Here is a 17,498-nt window from a genome sequence, read left to right as displayed (position 1 = left end):
AAGCAGGAGTGCGGGACTAGCCGCCGGTCAAGGAAAACAGAACGAGGTGAAGATACCCAAAACAATGGAGCCAGCCCCGCACCTCTGCGTAACGATTAGGTTAACGGCTGAATTGTTAAATAGTTGATTGTTCTAATAGTTCGTTGCACAACCAACCATTAATTATTTAACAATCAGCCATCAACAATTCATCAATCAACCCTCACACCCGTAGCGTGTTGTAGTCGCCCAGGCTGAGGTCCTGGGGAGTACTAGTCACGGTGGCGAAGTTGCCAATCATAGAATTGGTTACGTTGGCGTGCAATATGGTTGCCGACTGCTGCACAATAGAATTGGACACCACTGAGCTTTGAACGTTGCTTTGGTTGCCTAAGGATACGTGCGGTCCTACCACCGAATCGGTAATAACAACGCCCTCGCCTATATAAACCGGCGGAATCAGCACGGAGTTCGTGACTTTCGCCGATTCGGCTACCAGCGGCTCGCCGCGCTCCTGCAAATACTCGAGGTAGCGCTGGTTGGTGTACACGGTGGCGTCTTTGTTGCCACAGTCCAGCCATTCGGTTACGCGGCCGGGCACGAAGGTCGTGCCTTTGTTTTTCATGTTTTCGAGGGCATTGGTAAGTTGGAACTCGCCTTTGTCCTTGATGTCGTTGTCGAGCAAATACTGGAGCTCCTGGCGCAAGTACTCGCCGTCTTGGAAGTAGTAGATGCCGATGATGGCGAGGTCGGAAACGAATTCGGTGGGCTTCTCCACAAAGTCCGTAATCTGGCCTTGCTCGTTGAGTTTCACCACGCCAAACGGCTTGGGGTCTTCCACCTTCTGCACCCAAATAGTGCCGGGCACACTGGAATCCAGGGTGAAGTCGGCCTTAAACAGCGTATCAGCAAACGCCACCACCACGGGGCCAGTCAGGGCCGACTGGGCGCACAGAATGGCATGCGCCGTACCGAGGGGCTCATCCTGATAATGGATAGTGCCCTGCGCGCCTACCGATTCGGCAATTTTGACCAGGCTTTTCTCTACTTCCGCCCCGAAGCGGCCAATGATGAAAGCAACTTCCTGCACCGGCTCTCCGCATACTTTGGCAATATCTTCAACCAGACGCTGCACAATCGGTTTGCCTGCCACCGGAATAAGAGGCTTGGGAACAGTAAGTGTGTGGGGACGCATGCGCTTACCCATGCCGGCCATCGGGACGATGATTCTCATCTGTTGAATAATTAGAAAGGTTGGAAGGTTGATTTGTGAGTGGGAGTCTTCTGTGTTAAAGCAACAAAGGCAAAAATCAATGCGCTTCTAGCTACTGCCTGTACTACCGTAGCCACCCGTGCCGCGGGCGGTTTCGCTTAGCGTTTCGGTGGGCTGCCACGCAATTACTTCGTGGCGGGCTACTACCAGTTGCGCAATACGCTCTCCATCCTGAACCACAAACTCGGTGTCGGAAAGGTTAACCAACAACACCTTTAGCTCGCCGCGATAATCGGCGTCGATGGTGCCCGGGCTATTCACAATGCCGATACCGTGCTTGTACGCCAGGCCGCTACGAGGCCGCACCTGCATCTCATACCCAACCGGAATTTCCAAAAACAGTCCCGTCGGGACAAGGAAGCGTTGCAATGGCTTCAACGTAACGGGCTCTGTGAGGTTGGCCCTAACGTCGAGGCCGGCGGCATGGGCCGTTTGGTATTCAGGCAACGGGTGGCGGGAACGGTTGATAACGGGTATCTGCATGCGGCAAAGGTAGTTTCTGGTTTCAATTAAGCGAGTTGCCACTTAGCAGCTGCCGATGGCCAGTTACCAGTTTATTCGAAATGAATCTCTTCGGGAAGACAACCGACAGCCGGCAATTGGTAACTGAGCACTCAACGGGCCAAGATCCGCTGCGGCTTTTCTATTACTACCACCAAGCCCACAAAAATTGCGCACAGTAGCCCGTGCCAGAGGTGGCGCACCCAATAATCATCGAAGGAAACAAACCAGCCGAGGGCTACCAGCCCCGACGCCACCAGCAGCCACAGCAGCAGGCGGCCCACGGGGTAGGGCACCGGGAAGTGCCGCTCACCGAGCCACCAGCAAATAGCCGCCATCATAAAGTAGCAAGCTAGGGTAGTCAGGGCGCAGCCCATGTAGCCGAGCACCGGAATCAGCAGCAGGTTTAGTACGATGGTAAGCACGGCGCCGGCGCCGCCGATGTAGGTGCCATAGTAGGTTTTGTCGGTGAGCTTAAACCACACCGACAGGTTCCAGTACACCCCCAAGAACAAGTTAGCCAGCAGCAGCACTGGCACTACTGCTATACCCTCGCGGTATTCAGCCCCCCGCAAAAAATGCTTGGCAAAATCTTCGAGGTTGACACTAATGAACACGAAGATGAAGGCGCAGCAGAGCGTGAACCACTTCAAAACCAAGGCAAATGTGGCCGGTGAATTCTTCTCGGTGCTCTGCGAGAAAAAGAACGGCTCGGCAGAATAGCGGAAGGCCTGAATAACTAGACTCATGAAGATGCTGAGCTTGTAGCAGGCGCCATAAATGCCGGCCACCGTCTCGCTGCTTTTGCCCGGATAAAAGCCCTCGGGTAGCCAGGCTGGCAGTAGAATCCGGTCAAGCGTTTCGTTCACCATTCCTGCTAGTCCCATCAGCATAATGGGGTAAGCGTACACGAGCATCGGCCGCAGGGCAGATAGGTCGAGGTGGAAGCGGAATGCGGCTAACTCGCGCGCCAGGAGCAGCAGCGTGAAAGCACTGGCCGCCAGGTTTGCCAGAAACACGTAGCCTACTCCTATACTAGGGTCGTAAAGACGAGCTACTAATGGCTGAAGCGCCGTCAGGTACTCACCAGCCATAATATCGGGGCACACCACAATAAAAAACAGGTTCAGGGCCACGTTCAGTACAATGTTGGCCATGCGGATGGTGGCAAACTTGCGGGCCTTGTTCTCTAGCCGCAGCCGCGCAAACGGAATAGCTGCTATAGCATCAAGCCCCAAAATCAGCGCCAGCCACACCGCGTAGCGCTCCTGCCCTGATGGCAAACTCAGCAGGCGCAGCAACGTGCCAGCTTGCCAGGCCAGCAGCGCCGAGAAGAGAATGCTGCTTGTGAGCAGCAAGCTAAGTACCCGGTTGTAAAGCAGTTGGCGGTCGGTGCCCGGCCGGTTAGCGAAGCGGAAAAAGGTGGTTTCCAGCCCGTAGGTAAACACCACGTTCAAAAAGGAAACGCAGGCGTAAAGGGCCGTTACAATGCCGTATTCAGCCGCCGCAAACCGCCCTGTATATATGGGCACCAGCAAGTACGTGAGCACGCGCCCCACTATACTGCTGATGCCGTACACAGCCGTCTGCGAAGCAAGACGCTTGGCAATTGAACTCATAGTAGCTGTCTTTGTCTTCCTGTCAGATAGCAGCATCTTGAGGGTGAGCAAGCTTGAAAAAAGCAGCAGGCTTACTACCTCGAAAGAGAAGGCCGTCCTAGGAAAAGGAAAGTTAGTTGCCAGTAAACGCCGCGGGTCGTTTCTGCAGAAACGCCTGTGTGCCTTCCTTGAAGTCCTTCGACACAAAGCAGCGGGCAAAGGCGTTGGCTTCCGTTTGATAACCGTGTCGCTCGTCGGCGAAATAGGCATTTACACTGTCAATGACTAAGCCAATAGCCAGGGGCGCTTTCATTAGGATGCGGCCCAGCAACTCCCGCGTAAACGTCAGCAATTCGGCGGCCGGCACCACATGGTTGACCAATCCCAAGCGTAAGGCTTCGTCGGCTTTCACCATGTCGGCCGTCATCATCAACTCCAGCGCCTTGCCTTTGCCTACCAATTGTGTGAGGCGCTGCGTACCCCCATACCCCGGAATCAATCCCAGGTTCACCTCGGGCTGGCCAAAGCGGGCATTATCGGCGGCAATGCGCAGATGGCAGGCCATGGCTAGCTCGCAGCCCCCGCCCAGCGCAAAGCCATTCACGGCGGCTATCACGGGCTTGGGACTTTCTTCGATCATGCAAAACACTTCCTGTCCATGCTCGGAGGCCCGGCGGGCCAAGGATTCACTTAGCGCTGCTAGCTCCGCAATGTCGGCGCCGGCCACAAAAGCTTTTTCGCCGCTACCCGTCAGTATGATGCCGCGTACCTGCCGGTCGTCGAGGGCCCGTTGCATGGCCTTGCCAATTTCCTGAATGGTGGCACTGTTGAGGGCGTTGAGCTTGGTGGGCCGGTTCAGCGTGATAGTCAATATGCCGGAAGCGGCATCAAGCTCATAAAGCAGATTTTCGAAAGAAGCCATGCAGAAAGAAAGGTGGCGGTAGCAGGATGCTGGCAAAGATAGGCTAAATCAAGCGCCGTAAGCAGGTGTTCGGCTGCTACGGCTAGGCGTTAAGCGGGGAGGAGCTCTGATCCGGCGAAAATCAAATTCCGTCCTGCCGAAGCGGTTTACCTTTGCGCAAGCTACGGCCGAGGTATTCAGAAAAAAGTATATTAGCCCAAATCAGTTGTCTTGTTCCACTATACAATTTCACAAGCACATGGGGTTTATTTCCGAATTCAAAGAGTTCATTTCCAAAGGGAACGTACTCGATCTGGCAGTTGGCGTTATCATTGGAGGGGCATTCGGTAAGATTGTGACGTCTCTTACGGATGACATTTTGATGCCGGTACTAAGCTTTCTAACAGGCGGCAAAGACTTCACAGACTGGTTTGTAGCCCTCGATGGTAGCAGCTACACTACGCTAAAAGCTGCAAAGGATGCCGGAGCGGCCACCGTAAATTTTGGCTTGTTTCTAACCGCCGTAATCGACTTCATCCTTATTGCTTTTGCGGTTTTCTGGATTGTGAAGCTGGCGAATCGTTTCAAAAAGCCCGCAGTAGTGGTAGTAGTCGACCCGGCGCCTACTAAAGATCAAGCATTGTTGATGGAAATACGGGACGCACTGCGTAGCCGCAGCTAAGACTTCAACTGGTTTAATTTGAAACGTTTCAGAAAGCCGGTTTTCACCCGAGCACTAGGGCGAAGGCCGGCTTTCTCTTTACCTCTTTATCTGCCTGGTTTTTCTCCTTCTATGAGAACAACTGTCCTCTTTGTGAAAAGGTGCTTTCTTACTGTACTGCTGCTATGGCTTTCCGTTGCTGCTGCCTGCGCGCAAGATTATGCTCCTTACCGAGCACCCACTCCTCCAGCCGCTTTCCGGTTGGCCGCCGATGAAGACACAATCCGGGGCTGGCGGCGTGGGGGAGACGGTACGCTCAATTTCAGCCAAGTAAGTTTAAGCAATTGGGCGCCAGGCGGACAAAGCTCTTTGTCATTGCTGGCCTTGGGCAACGCGTACGTGTATTACCGCGGCGAAAATCACACGTTTGCTCTAGCCAGTAACCTGGTATATGGATTGCTAAAATCAGGTAAAGCCAAAGTGCGCAAGAATGATGATCGGCTGGAGCTAAACGCCCGCTACTCCCGCAGCTATGCCACCAAATGGTCGTACGCGGCGCAGGTGAACCTGAAAACGCAGCTCACGCCCACCAGCGACATCATGAAGCCAGACTCCTTGCTGTCGAAGTTCTTAGCACCAGCCTACATTCTTGCTTCAATAGGTTTTGAATACAAGCCGAGCGATGACTTCTCCTTGTTTTTGTCGCCGGCAACGGGAAAGTTCACCGTCGTAAACGATCAGCAACTAGCGGATGTAGGCGCATTTGGCGTGAAAGCAGCCCGGCGTGATGCCGACGATCAGGTGTTAGTAGGGACTGGCGAGCGGATGCGTGAAGAGCTAGGGGCGTATCTGAACGTGCGGTACCGGCGCGGCCTGATGAGCAACGTCACGTATCAAACGCGACTAGAGCTATTCAGCAACTATTTTCATAATCCGCAGAACATAGACGTGAACTGGGAAAATTTGGTGGACTTCAAAGTCAACAAATTCATCAGCGCCAGCGTTGCTGCCACGTTGGTCTACGATGATGACGTGCTGGTGCCACTCAACGCTGACCAGCAAAACAGTGACTTCACCGCCCGCGGTCGACGAATTCAGTTTAAAGAAACCTTAGGTATCGGACTGACTTACAAGTTTTAAAGAATTTGAACTAACTTAGCATACCACCCGTTGCCGCGCCAGAAACCCACTCTATCTGCCGCTAGCAGCAACTGCTTATCCACCCACTTCCGAGTATGAAAAAAATTTTAGCTGCCGCGTTACTGGTTTTTGCTGGCCTCCTCAGCCGTCCCGTACACGCCCAGACGTCGAGTATCACTGCCACTGAACCAGGCAGCCAAGCCAGGGAGCAAGGCCCACGCAAGCGCAAGGCCAACTCATCTGACATTGCCAACATGCAGCGCCGCATGAATATGAACCCTGATGATGCTAAGCGCGACCAGCAGCTCGAATTGCTGCAAGCGCGAGCGGGCGGCGGTGCTAATACCAGCTTCGGCCGTGCTGCGGGTCCTGCCCGGCAATACGAGAAAAGCTCAGGAGGCTTTACGGTGCGCAAGTTCAAGGCCAGCAAACATGCCAAGAATGCCATGATGAAGAAAGGCCAAAGCCGCCCCGCAATGGGCATCGACCCGAAAGGCAAGCCCTTAAATCATAAAAAGAAAAAGCACTTCTTGTCTTTCTAAGGCAACGCGCATTATAGCCATAGACCTAGCAATTGATGGGGTAAAACCTTGAAAGGTGCTTTAAAGAAAAAAGTCCCTCTGCATAACAGAGGGACTTTTTGCGTCTTTAGTGAAATCGAGGCCACCGTTCGCCCCCGGCCCAACTAAAGATGACGTATGGTAAGTGGTCTGATAGGCAGCAAGCGCTACCTCTGTCAACTGCTTACCCTGTTTCTAATTGATGGTCGGCTACGACATCTGGTGCTTATACAAGTCCCAATTAGGACTGCTAGGTAGTGCAACAGTAGCAGTTCTGACATCTACCGATAATGGCTTACTAAGTGAGAGGTAGCAAACAGGAGCCGGCATGCAATTGCTGTAAGAGCCAGCTCGAGTTTGAGGTAGGGAGGTAGTAGCGTGAGCCATGAGTCACTGACTTTGTTAATGGGAGGACGTGACACCCAGCGGGCGGCAGGTGGAAAGCTTGCAGTGCCCGTTAGCTTTTGAGAGTTAATTACTGTGTAGTATAATGAGTAGCTGTAGAGTAAGAAAGATGAGCAGTCTTACAATAAAACCATCAGAATTTAGCCGTGACCCCCAGCTTCATATAGCTCATGTCGTATCCCAACTCAGTGAATACACCGAGCTTTTCGGTAAGCAGATAACGGCCCCCCGCAAAAACTCCTACCTCTAAATAAGCGCCACCATAAGAGCCGTTCAGCACATCGTCGTCAAAGTCGCTGGAGAAGTCCTCGATACGGGCCGCTAAGCTCAACCCAGCGTAGGTATCTATCTTAGGATTGGTCGTGAAATTGTAGTGGTAAGCTCCGCGGGCCGCCACGTAGATATTGGTCCACTTAGTTTGGTAAGTCGACCATTTATAGGCGTAGGACTTATAGCCCAATAATCCGCCAACGGATATAACACCAGGTCCAATTCCATCAATAAGCCCTTTCTCAACCGACAAGCTGAGGGCAGGTGAAGATTGGGTGCTTCCTCCGAAATTGTACCCATAACCGTAGCCTATTCCTAGTCCGAGGCCTAGATTAACCGCTACTGAGCCCTTGTTGAATGAGGGGGCTTTTTGAGGCTCAACGCCGGGTATTTCCAACTTTGTAGATGGGGTTGTGGTGGCTGGTGCTGTAGCAGGACCTTCTGGCTTGCTTACAGGCTTGGATGCCGGACGGGCCGTTGAACTAGTACGTGTTGTGCTAGTGGACTTTGTGGTGGTGGATGTTTTAGGGGCAACTGGTTTGGTGCTGGTAGGTTTTGGAGCAGTTGTGGCAGCTTTGGTGGTTGGTTTTGCTGGTGCTTTTGTTTGAGCCAAAGTCGTAGTGGTAGCCAGGCCGGTTGTGATAAACAGAAGCGTCAAGATATTTTTCATGTAAGCAGATGGAGGATTTAATTCAACTATTTCTTAATGTGATACAAAGCTAGCCGTGAGCTTGCCTGCTGTCAATAACATGATGATGTGACAACGGCCTAAGCCGGCTTAACAGTACACAGTAGCCTGTACTTCAGTGAAGACCGGTATTTTAGCTAGACTCACGCCATAAGCAGTGTCTGCTTAGGAAACAGCCTGAAATGCGAAACGCCCCAACTGCTGACAGTTGGGGCGTTTTACGTGAGTTATCCAAAAACGAAGCTTGCTTTACAGCGTACGCTTCACTTCTTTTTCTTCGAAGCCTTCGATGTTGTCTCCCTCTTGCAGGTCGTTGTAGCCTCTCAGAGAGATACCGCACTCGTAGCCTTGACGCACTTCCGATACATCATCTTTGTAGCGCTTGAGGTCCTGGATCTCGCCCGAGTACACCACAATACCGTCGCGGACGAGCCGCACCTTGGTTTTGCGAGTGAAGGTGCCTTCCGTCACCATGCAGCCACCAATGGTGCCCACCTTGGTGATATTGAACACCTGCCGGATTTCGGCGTTGGCTACTACCACTTCCTGCACCGTCGGAGCGAGCATGCCTTCCATGGCATCCTTCACTTCGTTGATGGCATTGTAGATGATGGAGTAGAGGCGAATGTCGATCTGCTCCTGCTCGGCCAGTTTCCGGGCGCTTTGCGAAGGACGCACCTGGAAACCAATGATGATGGCGTCGGAGGCCGAAGCCAGCAATACGTCGGATTCCGAGATGGCACCTACGCCTTTGCTGAGGATGTTCACCGAAACTTCCGGCGTGCTTAGCTTGAGCAGCGAGTCGGCCAGTGCTTCCACCGAACCGTCCACGTCACCTTTCACGATGATGTTAAGCTCCTTGAACGATGCCAGCGCCAGACGACGACCAATTTCGTCGAGGGTGATGTGCTTCTTGGTGCGCATGGTTTGCTCGCGCGACAGTTGCTGCCGCTGCGTAGCCAATTCCCGGGCTTCGCGCTCGGTTTCCATCACCTGAATCTTGTCGCCAGCCTGAGGGGCACCCGTTAGGCCGAGCACCTGCACCGGCGTGGCCGGACCAGCCTGCTTCATTTTCTTGCCGCGGTGATCGGTCATGGCTTTCACGCGGCCGTAGTGCGGACCTGCCAGTACAACGTCGCCCACCTTCATGGTACCAGTCTGTACCAGAATGGTCGTTACGTAGCCACGGCCTTTGTCGAGCGAGGCTTCGATAACAGCACCCACTGCACTGCGGTCAGGGTTGGCCTTCAATTCCAACAGTTCAGCTTCCAGTAGTACCTTTTCCAGCAGATCATCAATGCCAAGGCCCGTTTTGGCCGACACTTCCTGCGACTGGTATTTACCACCCCATTCCTCCACGAGAACGTTGATGGCCGATAGTTCCTCGCGGACTTTATCGGCGTTAGCGCCCGGCTTGTCGATCTTGTTCAGGGCAATAACAATAGGTACGCCCGCAGCTTGTGCGTGGTTGATGGCTTCCTTCGTCTGCGGCATCACCGAGTCGTCGGCAGCTACCACAATGATGGCAATGTCGGTGATTTTGGCACCACGGGCACGCATGGCGGTAAACGCCTCGTGACCCGGTGTATCCAGGAAGGTGACGCGCTTGCCTGACTTGGTCATTACATCGTAGGCACCAATGTGCTGCGTGATGCCGCCGGCTTCGCCCTTGGCCACGCTGGCATTACGGATGTAGTCAAGCAACGAAGTCTTACCGTGGTCAACGTGACCCATAATGGTTACGATAGGAGCACGGGGCTGCAAATCTTCATCGTTGTCTGCAATTTCGATAGCCGTATCTTCTTCCTCAGCACTAAGGAATTCTACGTCGTAGCCGAACTCATCGGCAATAACCGTGATGGCTTCGGCATCGAGGCGCTGGTTGATGGACACAAACATGCCCATGTTCAAGCACACCTTGATTACCTCATTCACCGACACGTCCATAAGCGAAGCCAAGTCGTTGGCCGAAATAAATTCGGTTACTTTCAGCGTCTTAGCATCCAGCTCGTTTTGAGCGCGTTGCGCTTCACGGTCTTCGGCTACACCGGCCCGCTTGTCGCGGCGGTATTTAGCACGGTTGCTCTGGTTGCCACCACGACCGCCGCTGAGTTTAGCCAGCGTCGCCTTGATTTGCTCCTGAATTTGCTTCTCGTTTTGCTCGGGCGTAAGCGGTACGGCCGGAGCCTGACGCTGCGCCGCTTGTCCTGTGCCCGTAACCCGCGGTGCGGTATTGGGTGGACGTTGGTTGGTGCTGCTGTTGTTGCCCCGTGGGCCAGTGCCCGTAGGACGGTTGCCCTGGTAGCCGGGGTTTTGCCCTTGTTCAGGACGCTGACCACCCTGTCCTTGTCCCTGGCCTTGACCAGGTTGGGAAGGGCCCGTTTGACCCGGAATGCGCTGGCGCTGACGCTTCTTAGCGTCGGCGTTGAGCCCACTCTTACGCACATCGGAAGAGGCTACTGGCCGTGGACCACGGCCGGCATTGCCACCGCCACGGCGCGATGAGTCTACTGGTAGTTCTATTTTGCCTAGTACAGTTAGGCCTTTCAATTGGTCGGCTCTGGCCGTGATGATGCCTGCCTCTTCGGTCGAAGCCGGAGTGACGGGCCTTTCAGGTGCGGCCGGAGGAGTAGGTGCTGGCGTAGCAGTAGCCACGGGGGCTGCCGGAGCCGGAGCTGGCGCAGGTTTAGGCTCGGGAGCTGGAGTTCTCGCAGCTACCGGAGCGGGAGCCGGGGCCACTGACCGACTTGGTGTTGGCGCTGCCGGAGTAGGAGCGGGAGGAGCCGGGGCCACGGCTGCTGGCGCAACTGGGGCTGAAGCTACGGGAGCCGCTGGTACTGGTGCCGGCGCGGGCTTGTTTTCTACAACAGGAGCCGGTGCCGCCTTCACCTCTGCCGCTGGTGCAGCGACTGGCGCTGGTGCGGGGGCAGGAGGCGGAGTAGGCCGCGGTGGCACGGGCCGTCCCTTTGAGTCTAGCTCGATTTTGCCTAGCACTTTCAAGCCTTGTACCTTGGGCGCTTCCTCTACCGGAGCCGGTCTGCTTGGCGCAGGGGCAACAGCAGGAGCCGTAGCTACCGGAGCGGCTACGGGGGCAGGAGCAGGCTTTGGGGGCTCAACTGGTCGGGGCGTGGGAGTTGCCGGAGCCTTGGGGGCTACGGGCTCAGCAGGCCGGGCGAGAGCAGCAGCATCCAGCTCGCTTTGGCGCTTGGCTTGGCTGACTTTGAAGGCTTCGGCTTTGTCTTGGGCTGAAGACGCGAATTCCTTGTCTAGCAACGCAACCTGATCTGAACTCAGCTTGGTTGTAGGCTTGTTTTCTATTTGAAATCCTTTTCTCGCTAGAGTGTCCACCAAGGTGTTCATCCCAACGTTCAGGTCTTTGGCTGCCTGACTTAGCCGTTTGGTTGCTGCTTCCGCCATTCTATGCTCGCGAACGATACTCTTATCTGATTGCAAAGGTACTACTTTAAATGGTGCCAGCCGGCGTTAAATCCGGCCGACTGGCCCGATTTAACGCCCTTGCCGGGCCGAAGCCCGCGCGCTCATTGCGCGTCGTCGCTGACGGTGGGAGAATGTGCTTGGTCGTTTTCTTCCTCTTCCTCGTTAAATTCCTGTTTAATAACGCGGAAAAGCTCATCTACATGTTCTTCTTCTAATTCGGTACGGCGCACGATATCTTCTTTACTAACAGCTAATACGGCCCGACCTGTATCAAGGCCGATTTTTTTGAGCTCGGCGATAATCCAGGATTCAATTTCGTCAGAGAATTCGTCAAGTGCAATATCCTCGTCGTAATCACCGGCATCCCGGAACACGTCGATTTCCATGCCTACGAGACGGCTAGCCAATTTGATGTTGGCGCCACCGCGTCCGATAGCCAACGAAACTTGGTCGGGCTTTAAGAACACAGATACCCGGCCAGTTTGTTCGTTTATTTTCATTGAAGTCAACTTAGCTGGCGACAAAGCCCGGGCAATGTACAGCTCCAGGTTGTCGGTGTAGTTGATGACGTCGATGTTCTCGTTTTCCAATTCGCGCACTACGGCGTGAATCCGGGAGCCTTTCATACCCACGCAAGCACCTACCGGATCAATCCGGTCATCGTAGCTTTCTACGGCTACTTTGGCCCGCTCACCGGGCTCACGCACGATGTTCTTGATGGTAATCAGGCCATCGTAAATCTCGGGTACTTCCAGCTCGAACAAGCGCTCCAGGAAGGCGGGTGCTGCCCGGGAAAGAATAATCTTAGGCGTACCGTTGATGATTTCGACGCGGTGTACGACGGCGCGCACGGTGTCGCCTTTGCGGTAACGGTCTTTAGGAATTTGCTCGGCTTTGGGAAGCACCAACTCGTTCTCTTCTTTGTCGAGAATAAGGGCTTCGCGGCTCCACACCTGATATACCTCACCGGTAATAATTTCACCTACCTGATCTTTATAGGTCTGGTACAGGTTGTCGCGCTCCAGGTCTTTCACCCGCTGAATCAGCGTTTGACGGGCCATCAGCACGGCGCGGCGGCCAAAATCTTCCAGCTTGATTTCTTCGGTTACTTGTTCGCCTACCTCGAAGTCAGGCTCGATTTTGTGAGCTTCTGCCAGCGGAATTTTGTCGTTGTCCCAGATGTCCTCGGAGTTGTCGTCCACAATCTCGCGGTTGCGGTAGATTTCCAAGTCGCCTTTGTCCACGTTCAGGATGACGTCGAAGTTGGCGTCGTCGGTGTACCTCTTGCGAATCATGGTGCGGAACACGTCCTCCAAGATGCTCATCATCGTGGGACGGTCGATGTTCTTGCTCCGGGCAAACTCGGCGAACGATTCAATCAGAACGTTGCTGTTCATCTGATTTTAATTGTTGAATTGTTGCATTGTTGAATGGTTGAATGCTTAACAGTTCAGCCATTTAACAATTAAACCATTTTACTTAAACGAAATTACCACCCGCGCTTCCTGAATGTCGGTGAAAGGCACCAGGACGGTGGGCAGCGTTTTCTGCTTGCTTTTCTCTTTAACTACTTCCGCCAGCTGAATGCCCTCGGCTTCGGTAGCTTCCAGTTTGCCGGTTTTCTCGGTACCATCGGCTAGCTTCAAGCTCAAGGTGCGGCCCACGTGGCGGGTGTATTGGCGCGGATTAGCGAGGGGCTGGTCGGCACCGGGCGAGGTGACTTCCAGTGAGTAAGTGGCGTCTTCCCCATAAGCCTCGTCGATGCGGCGGGCCAAGCGACGGCTCACCTGCGCGCATTCATCGATACCGAGACCTTCTTCACTGTCGAGCGTGACGGTGATTTTAGGACGAACGGCGTCGGACACACTTAGGTTCACCACAAACAGCTTATCACCAGTGAGGCTATCCTGCAGCATTTCCGCAATGCGTTTTTGATCGAAATTCATCTAGACTTGAACCGGGTGATAAAAGAAAGAGGGGACGCTACGTCCCCTCTTCACAATCAGAATATAGCGCAAATATACGGTGATAAACCGCCGAAAGCAAGCCAGCTACTTAAGCAAGGAGAGCCTACTGCAAGCACAGCCTTTAATTAAGGTGTCGTTTGTCTGATGCAAGCCCCTTAGTAAACAGCGGCTGATACGTGTCCGGCAGAAACCTTACTTGTCACCTACTGATTTCCACCCAGCCTTTGATAGTAGTACCGTTGGCTGGCTGAATGAGGTAGTAATATATGCCGTTAGGAAGCTTGTCGCCGTCCCAGTCGTTGCGGTAGTAGGCAGCTTCAAACACCTTATTGCCCCAGCGCGAGAAAACCTGCAGCCGGGCCGGGCAGCCATTAGTTGCCTTGAAATAGTCGTTTCTGTCGTCGCCGTTGGGGGTGATGATGTTGGGCACCTCGTACGATTTTGTTACTTCCACTACTGATAAAGGCAGCTCGACAGAGCAACGCCCGTTGTTGTAGGCCCTGATGATACTGGGTGTGTAGCGGCCAGGCTGCGCGTACACGTGAGTGGTTGTATTGCCAACGCCCTCGGTACCGTCGCCGAAGTTCCAGCGCACTCCGGTAGAGGTGTTGTTGAGCGAATCGGAGAAACGGACACTGAGTGGGGCTTGGCGAGTTTCGGCGCACAACTCGGCGTCCCAACGAGCCGCGTACATGGGGGCTTCTGCCACGCTTACCCGCCGCGCAGCCGTGTTGATGCAAGCGCCAGTTGCAACAGTATAGGTGAGGGTGGTGGAGCCACTGAAACCAGCAGGAGGTGTGAAAACACCGGCACTAGTCACGTTGGCACCCGCCCAAGTGCCGCCAGTCGGGGTGGCCCGTAGCTGAAATGGCCGAACCGTGCCCGGACATAAAACGGTATCAGGAGGCATGCTAACAGTTACTGGGCTGGATACGGTAACGGGAACAGTGCCCGACACGTCGCAGAGGCCGAAGCCGGTGGTGTAGCTCAGCACGAAAGAGCCAGCCCCGGCCAAGGACGGCGTGAATGTGAAGCCAGTGCCGGACGGACCGCGTACCCCCCGGCCACTCCACAGCACGCCGTTTGGCAAAGCTATAGGGGTGGTGGTAGTGGTGCAGTAAGCGGGTAGAGTTGGGGGCGTGAAGGTGGGATATTGTTGCACGGTGGCCGTGAGGGTGGCCGTGCTGGTGCAGCCGCTGGCTCCCGTAACAGTGTAGGTAAGCACCCGATTTCCTACCAGTACCGCCGTTGGTGTGAACACGAAGCCCGCTGCCACCGAGCCCGATACGCCCGGCCCCGTCCAGACGCCACCCGCTGGGGAACCTGTTAACGGTGTGGCCGCGCCATTGGAACAGACCGTGAAGGACGGGCTGGTAGAGGCTCGGATAACCGTCATCGTTTGCGTTGCCTGGAGCAGGCAGCCGCCGGCATTTACAGTGTAAGTCAGGGTATGGGAGCCGGGGCCAGCTACATTGGGATTGAACACGGTGCCCGTCATGCCCGGTCCGGAGAAGGTGCCGCCCGCTGGCGTAGCCGTCAGCGTGATGCTGGGCGCCGGAGTCGTGGGGTTCAAGCAAAACGAACTTTGGGTGGGCGCATTGAAAGTGGCAGTAGGCGAGGGCACTACCGTTAGGCGGAGTGTAGAGACGCCCCCGCACGGCCCGATGCCGGTAACGGTGTACGTAAGGGTCTGCACCCCGAGCAGGGCGGGAGTAGGCGTGAACACGAAGCCTGTGGCCACCGAGCCCGATACGCCCGGCCCCGTCCAGATACCACCCGCTGGTGACCCATTGAGTGGCTGGGGAGCCGAGGCTACGCACACGTTGCGGTCGGTGCCGGCCACTACGTTCACCGTTTCAAAATTGAGTTTGAAAGCGGCGTTGTTGCAATTCAGATTGCCGGATGTGACGGAATACGTGCCTGCGCCCGGCGGTATCGGGAAGCCGCTGCTGCCACCGCAGGCGCACACGGCCTGATACACTACTCCGCGTGGGTCGAAGCGCGAAGTGCCGCCGTCTACATGGTCGCCGCCACCGTTTCGTCCGAAGTACGTGGCATAATCAAGACGAGTGGCGTCGGGAGCCAACTGCATCAAATAAAAGTCATTGCCATCGGTGGTGCTTTGCACAGCGTTGGAGCTGACGGGCATAGTAAAGGTGTTGCCGTTGCCGAAAACACTGCTCTGGTTGTTGCTGCCGCCCCAACCGCTCACGTAAATACGGTTGCACTGATCGACCAGGAAAGCAGTGGGCGAAATGTCGATAGTGGGGCGGCCACTCCCGAACACAGTCGAGAAGTCGGTGATAGTAAGGTCGGGGTTGAGCTTGTGGATGAACTGCTTGCCGCCCGCATTTTGATAGCGTCCACTCGTGACGGGGTAATTACCCAAGGTCTGGCCTAGCACATACACTGCGCCGCTGCCATCGAGCTGCAGGAAATAGGTTTGATCGTAGGAATTAGTGCCTAGGTAAGTAGCGCGCTGCATCAGATTGCCAGCGCTGTTGATTTTTGCCACAAAGCCATCGACACCGCCCCTGGCCGTGGCATTAAGCGCGCCGGGAGTGGTGGGGAAGTTGGGGCTGGTGGTTCCGCCGCTCACGTAGAGACTACCAGCGGCATCAAGCTGTAAAGAATAGGCGGCATCGGCGCCGTTGCCGCCTACAAAACTGCTCCACACCAAGGTGCTGGCCGTAGGGTCGAGCTTGCACACCACGGCATCGTGGGTGCCGCCCCGGTAGGTGCCGCCAAGGCCGTTGACAGTGGGGAAATTGGTAGAGGTAGTGCTGGAGGCCAAGTAGATATTGCCGCTGGCGTCCAGCAGAATGTCGCCTCGAAAAGAGTCGCCGTAGTTGCGTACTAACGAGGTGAGGGCAATATCGAGCAGACCATCGTTGCCGGCGCCGCCCAGGTAAGTGGATCCTAGCAAGGTGCTGCCGTTGGCGCTGAGGCGCGTCACTACCAAGTCGGAGCCGCCGGGAATACTGCTGAAGCCTGAAGGAGCAATGGGAGTGCCCCCGTTGAAGCTCCGGTCGTAGGCTGCAGCGGAGGTAGGATAGTCGACAGAGGCTGTGGTGCCCAGCAAAGCTAATTCGCCTTGGCTGCTCACGACTAAACTGTGCGGAAAGTCAGCTTGCGAGCCACCCAAATAGGTGGCCCACACCCGGGCGGCCGGGCCGGTAGTAGTGGTGTTGTACTTGATGATACCAATGTCAATGATGCCGCCAAAGGTGGTGCGAAACGCGCCACTAGTAGCTGGATAGCCAGCCCCAAACACGATGCCGCCCGAGTACATATTGCCTTGCGCGTCGTAGGTGGCCGTGAAGCCCCAGTTGTCGGAGGTGGAGCCGGTATAGCTGGAAAATACCACCGTGGGGTCGATGGTGAGAGCTTGCTGCCGGTTGTAAGGGCCGAGCCGGAAATGTACGGTGCGGCCTTCGAGCACGTAGGCGCAGGGCACGGGCTGGCGGTGGCCAGCGGCATCGGTTTGCCAGGCTTTCGGAGCCAGCTCGCGTAGTACACCTACCGAAGTACGAATCTCCAAACTGCCTTCGGCGGTGAGTGTTAGCGCCTCGGCTCCGTCGTAGCGCAGTTGGATAGCGGCGGGGTTGGCCCCGGCGGCTAGCTCGAAGTCGTATTCCAGCTGTTGGCGTTTGTTTTCGTAGAAGTGAGCCCCGATGCCCGGCCATATTTCGGCGTAGCGCAACTGCCGAAACCCCGGCACGTTGTGCGCCCAGCGCTTGGGGTCGTTGCCACGGAGATAGTTGCGCACTTCGGTGGTCTGGGTTTCGGTACGCAGGGTGGGTTGTGCCGCGCCGCCTTCAAACAGCACCCGCAGCCCGTGCGCTTTTATTTCAGAGTCGGGCGCAGTTGACTCGGCCGCTTCCTGGGCGTGTGGGATGCCAGCCAGCAACGAATAAGTGAGGCCACCCGGCTCCAGAAACAACCGCCCACCCGGAATATCGGCCGTGTAGCGAACCAACTCAGGCCACTGCCCACGATTTTCCACAAACTCCAGACTCGGCGAAGCAGCCGATTCTGATTGTGCTTGAACCAAACGAGAAAGAGAGCCGCTAAGAGCCGCCAGAAGCAGTAGAGTTTTCCGCATATTACGCTATAG

12 protein-coding genes are annotated in these 17,498 nt (G+C 55.4%); 3 read left to right on the top strand and 9 right to left on the bottom strand.

Annotation, left to right across the window (positions count from 1 at the left end):
- Positions 1–202: 202 nt before the first annotated feature.
- From VF639_RS15500 to VF639_RS15485, 4 genes are all read right to left on the bottom strand, one after another.
- Complete coding sequence (locus VF639_RS15500) at positions 203–1,213, bottom strand: sugar nucleotidyltransferase (protein WP_331146833.1); 1,011 nt, start codon at positions 1,211–1,213, stop codon at positions 203–205.
- Between the two features lie 87 nt (positions 1,214–1,300).
- On the bottom strand, positions 1,301–1,735 hold the full coding sequence (gene dut, locus VF639_RS15495; RefSeq protein ID WP_331146832.1) for a dUTP diphosphatase: 435 nt from the start codon (positions 1,733–1,735) through the stop codon (positions 1,301–1,303).
- A gap of 131 nt (positions 1,736–1,866) precedes the next feature.
- Positions 1,867–3,372, bottom strand: a complete 1,506-nt coding sequence (locus VF639_RS15490; RefSeq protein WP_331146831.1) for an oligosaccharide flippase family protein — start codon at positions 3,370–3,372, stop codon at positions 1,867–1,869.
- A gap of 112 nt (positions 3,373–3,484) precedes the next feature.
- A complete protein-coding gene (locus tag VF639_RS15485; protein ID WP_331146830.1) occupies positions 3,485–4,273 on the bottom strand; it encodes an enoyl-CoA hydratase/isomerase family protein in 789 nt (262 codons plus the stop codon).
- A 238-nt stretch (positions 4,274–4,511) separates the two neighbouring features.
- On the opposite strand from VF639_RS15485, the gene mscL reads away from it, so the two are divergent.
- The 3 genes from mscL (at position 4,512) to VF639_RS15470 (ending at position 6,595) form a co-directional block, all read left to right on the top strand.
- Positions 4,512–4,934 carry a large conductance mechanosensitive channel protein MscL gene (gene mscL / locus VF639_RS15480; RefSeq protein WP_331146829.1) on the top strand — a complete coding sequence of 141 codons (423 nt, stop codon included), beginning with the start codon at positions 4,512–4,514 and terminating at the stop codon, positions 4,932–4,934.
- 111 nt (positions 4,935–5,045) lie between these two features.
- Positions 5,046–6,053, top strand: a complete 1,008-nt coding sequence (locus VF639_RS15475; RefSeq protein WP_331146828.1) for a DUF3078 domain-containing protein — start codon at positions 5,046–5,048, stop codon at positions 6,051–6,053.
- 95 nt (positions 6,054–6,148) lie between these two features.
- On the top strand, positions 6,149–6,595 hold the full coding sequence (locus VF639_RS15470) for a hypothetical protein (protein ID WP_331146827.1): 447 nt from the start codon (positions 6,149–6,151) through the stop codon (positions 6,593–6,595).
- 556 nt (positions 6,596–7,151) lie between these two features.
- Here the strand turns inward: VF639_RS15470 and VF639_RS15465 are convergent.
- The 5 genes from VF639_RS15465 to VF639_RS15445 all read right to left on the bottom strand — a co-directional run bounded on the left by VF639_RS15465 (position 7,152) and on the right by VF639_RS15445 (position 17,486).
- The gene (locus VF639_RS15465; RefSeq protein WP_331146826.1) at positions 7,152–7,958 is read right to left on the bottom strand and encodes a hypothetical protein; all 807 of its coding nucleotides are present in this window, start codon (positions 7,956–7,958) and stop codon (positions 7,152–7,154) included.
- 267 nt (positions 7,959–8,225) lie between these two features.
- Positions 8,226–11,393, bottom strand: a complete 3,168-nt coding sequence (gene infB, locus VF639_RS15460) for a translation initiation factor IF-2 (RefSeq protein WP_331146825.1) — start codon at positions 11,391–11,393, stop codon at positions 8,226–8,228.
- 122 nt (positions 11,394–11,515) lie between these two features.
- Positions 11,516–12,811, bottom strand: a complete 1,296-nt coding sequence (nusA, locus tag VF639_RS15455) for a transcription termination factor NusA (protein WP_331146824.1) — start codon at positions 12,809–12,811, stop codon at positions 11,516–11,518.
- A gap of 78 nt (positions 12,812–12,889) precedes the next feature.
- Positions 12,890–13,360: a ribosome maturation factor RimP gene (locus tag VF639_RS15450; RefSeq protein ID WP_331146823.1), complete on the bottom strand. Its 471-nt coding sequence runs from the start codon at positions 13,358–13,360 to the stop codon at positions 12,890–12,892.
- A 220-nt stretch (positions 13,361–13,580) separates the two neighbouring features.
- Positions 13,581–17,486: a DUF7948 domain-containing protein gene (locus tag VF639_RS15445; RefSeq protein WP_331146822.1), complete on the bottom strand. Its 3,906-nt coding sequence runs from the start codon at positions 17,484–17,486 to the stop codon at positions 13,581–13,583.
- Positions 17,487–17,498 lie beyond the last annotated feature (12 nt).

This window comes from Hymenobacter sp. (assembly GCF_036387835.1).
Lineage (GTDB): Bacteria > Bacteroidota > Bacteroidia > Cytophagales > Hymenobacteraceae > Hymenobacter.
The sequence above is the reverse complement of the archived record's forward strand: the minus strand, read 5'-3'. Positions and strand labels throughout refer to the sequence as shown.

What these genes read in the sequence shown, in the direction of transcription:
- VF639_RS15500 (WP_331146833.1), bottom strand. Translation starts at nt 1,213, where the DNA reads ATGAGAATCATCGTCCCGATGGCCGGCATGGGTAAGCGCATGCGTCCC.
- dut (WP_331146832.1), bottom strand. Translation starts at nt 1,735, where the DNA reads ATGCAGATACCCGTTATCAACCGTTCCCGCCACCCGTTGCCTGAATAC.
- VF639_RS15490 (WP_331146831.1), bottom strand. Translation starts at nt 3,372, where the DNA reads ATGAGTTCAATTGCCAAGCGTCTTGCTTCGCAGACGGCTGTGTACGGC.
- VF639_RS15485 (WP_331146830.1), bottom strand. Translation starts at nt 4,273, where the DNA reads ATGGCTTCTTTCGAAAATCTGCTTTATGAGCTTGATGCCGCTTCCGGC.
- mscL (WP_331146829.1), top strand. Translation starts at nt 4,512, where the DNA reads ATGGGGTTTATTTCCGAATTCAAAGAGTTCATTTCCAAAGGGAACGTA.
- VF639_RS15475 (WP_331146828.1), top strand. Translation starts at nt 5,046, where the DNA reads ATGAGAACAACTGTCCTCTTTGTGAAAAGGTGCTTTCTTACTGTACTG.
- VF639_RS15470 (WP_331146827.1), top strand. Translation starts at nt 6,149, where the DNA reads ATGAAAAAAATTTTAGCTGCCGCGTTACTGGTTTTTGCTGGCCTCCTC.
- VF639_RS15465 (WP_331146826.1), bottom strand. Translation starts at nt 7,958, where the DNA reads ATGAAAAATATCTTGACGCTTCTGTTTATCACAACCGGCCTGGCTACC.
- infB (WP_331146825.1), bottom strand. Translation starts at nt 11,393, where the DNA reads ATGGCGGAAGCAGCAACCAAACGGCTAAGTCAGGCAGCCAAAGACCTG.
- nusA (WP_331146824.1), bottom strand. Translation starts at nt 12,811, where the DNA reads ATGAACAGCAACGTTCTGATTGAATCGTTCGCCGAGTTTGCCCGGAGC.
- VF639_RS15450 (WP_331146823.1), bottom strand. Translation starts at nt 13,360, where the DNA reads ATGAATTTCGATCAAAAACGCATTGCGGAAATGCTGCAGGATAGCCTC.
- VF639_RS15445 (WP_331146822.1), bottom strand. Translation starts at nt 17,486, where the DNA reads ATGCGGAAAACTCTACTGCTTCTGGCGGCTCTTAGCGGCTCTCTTTCT.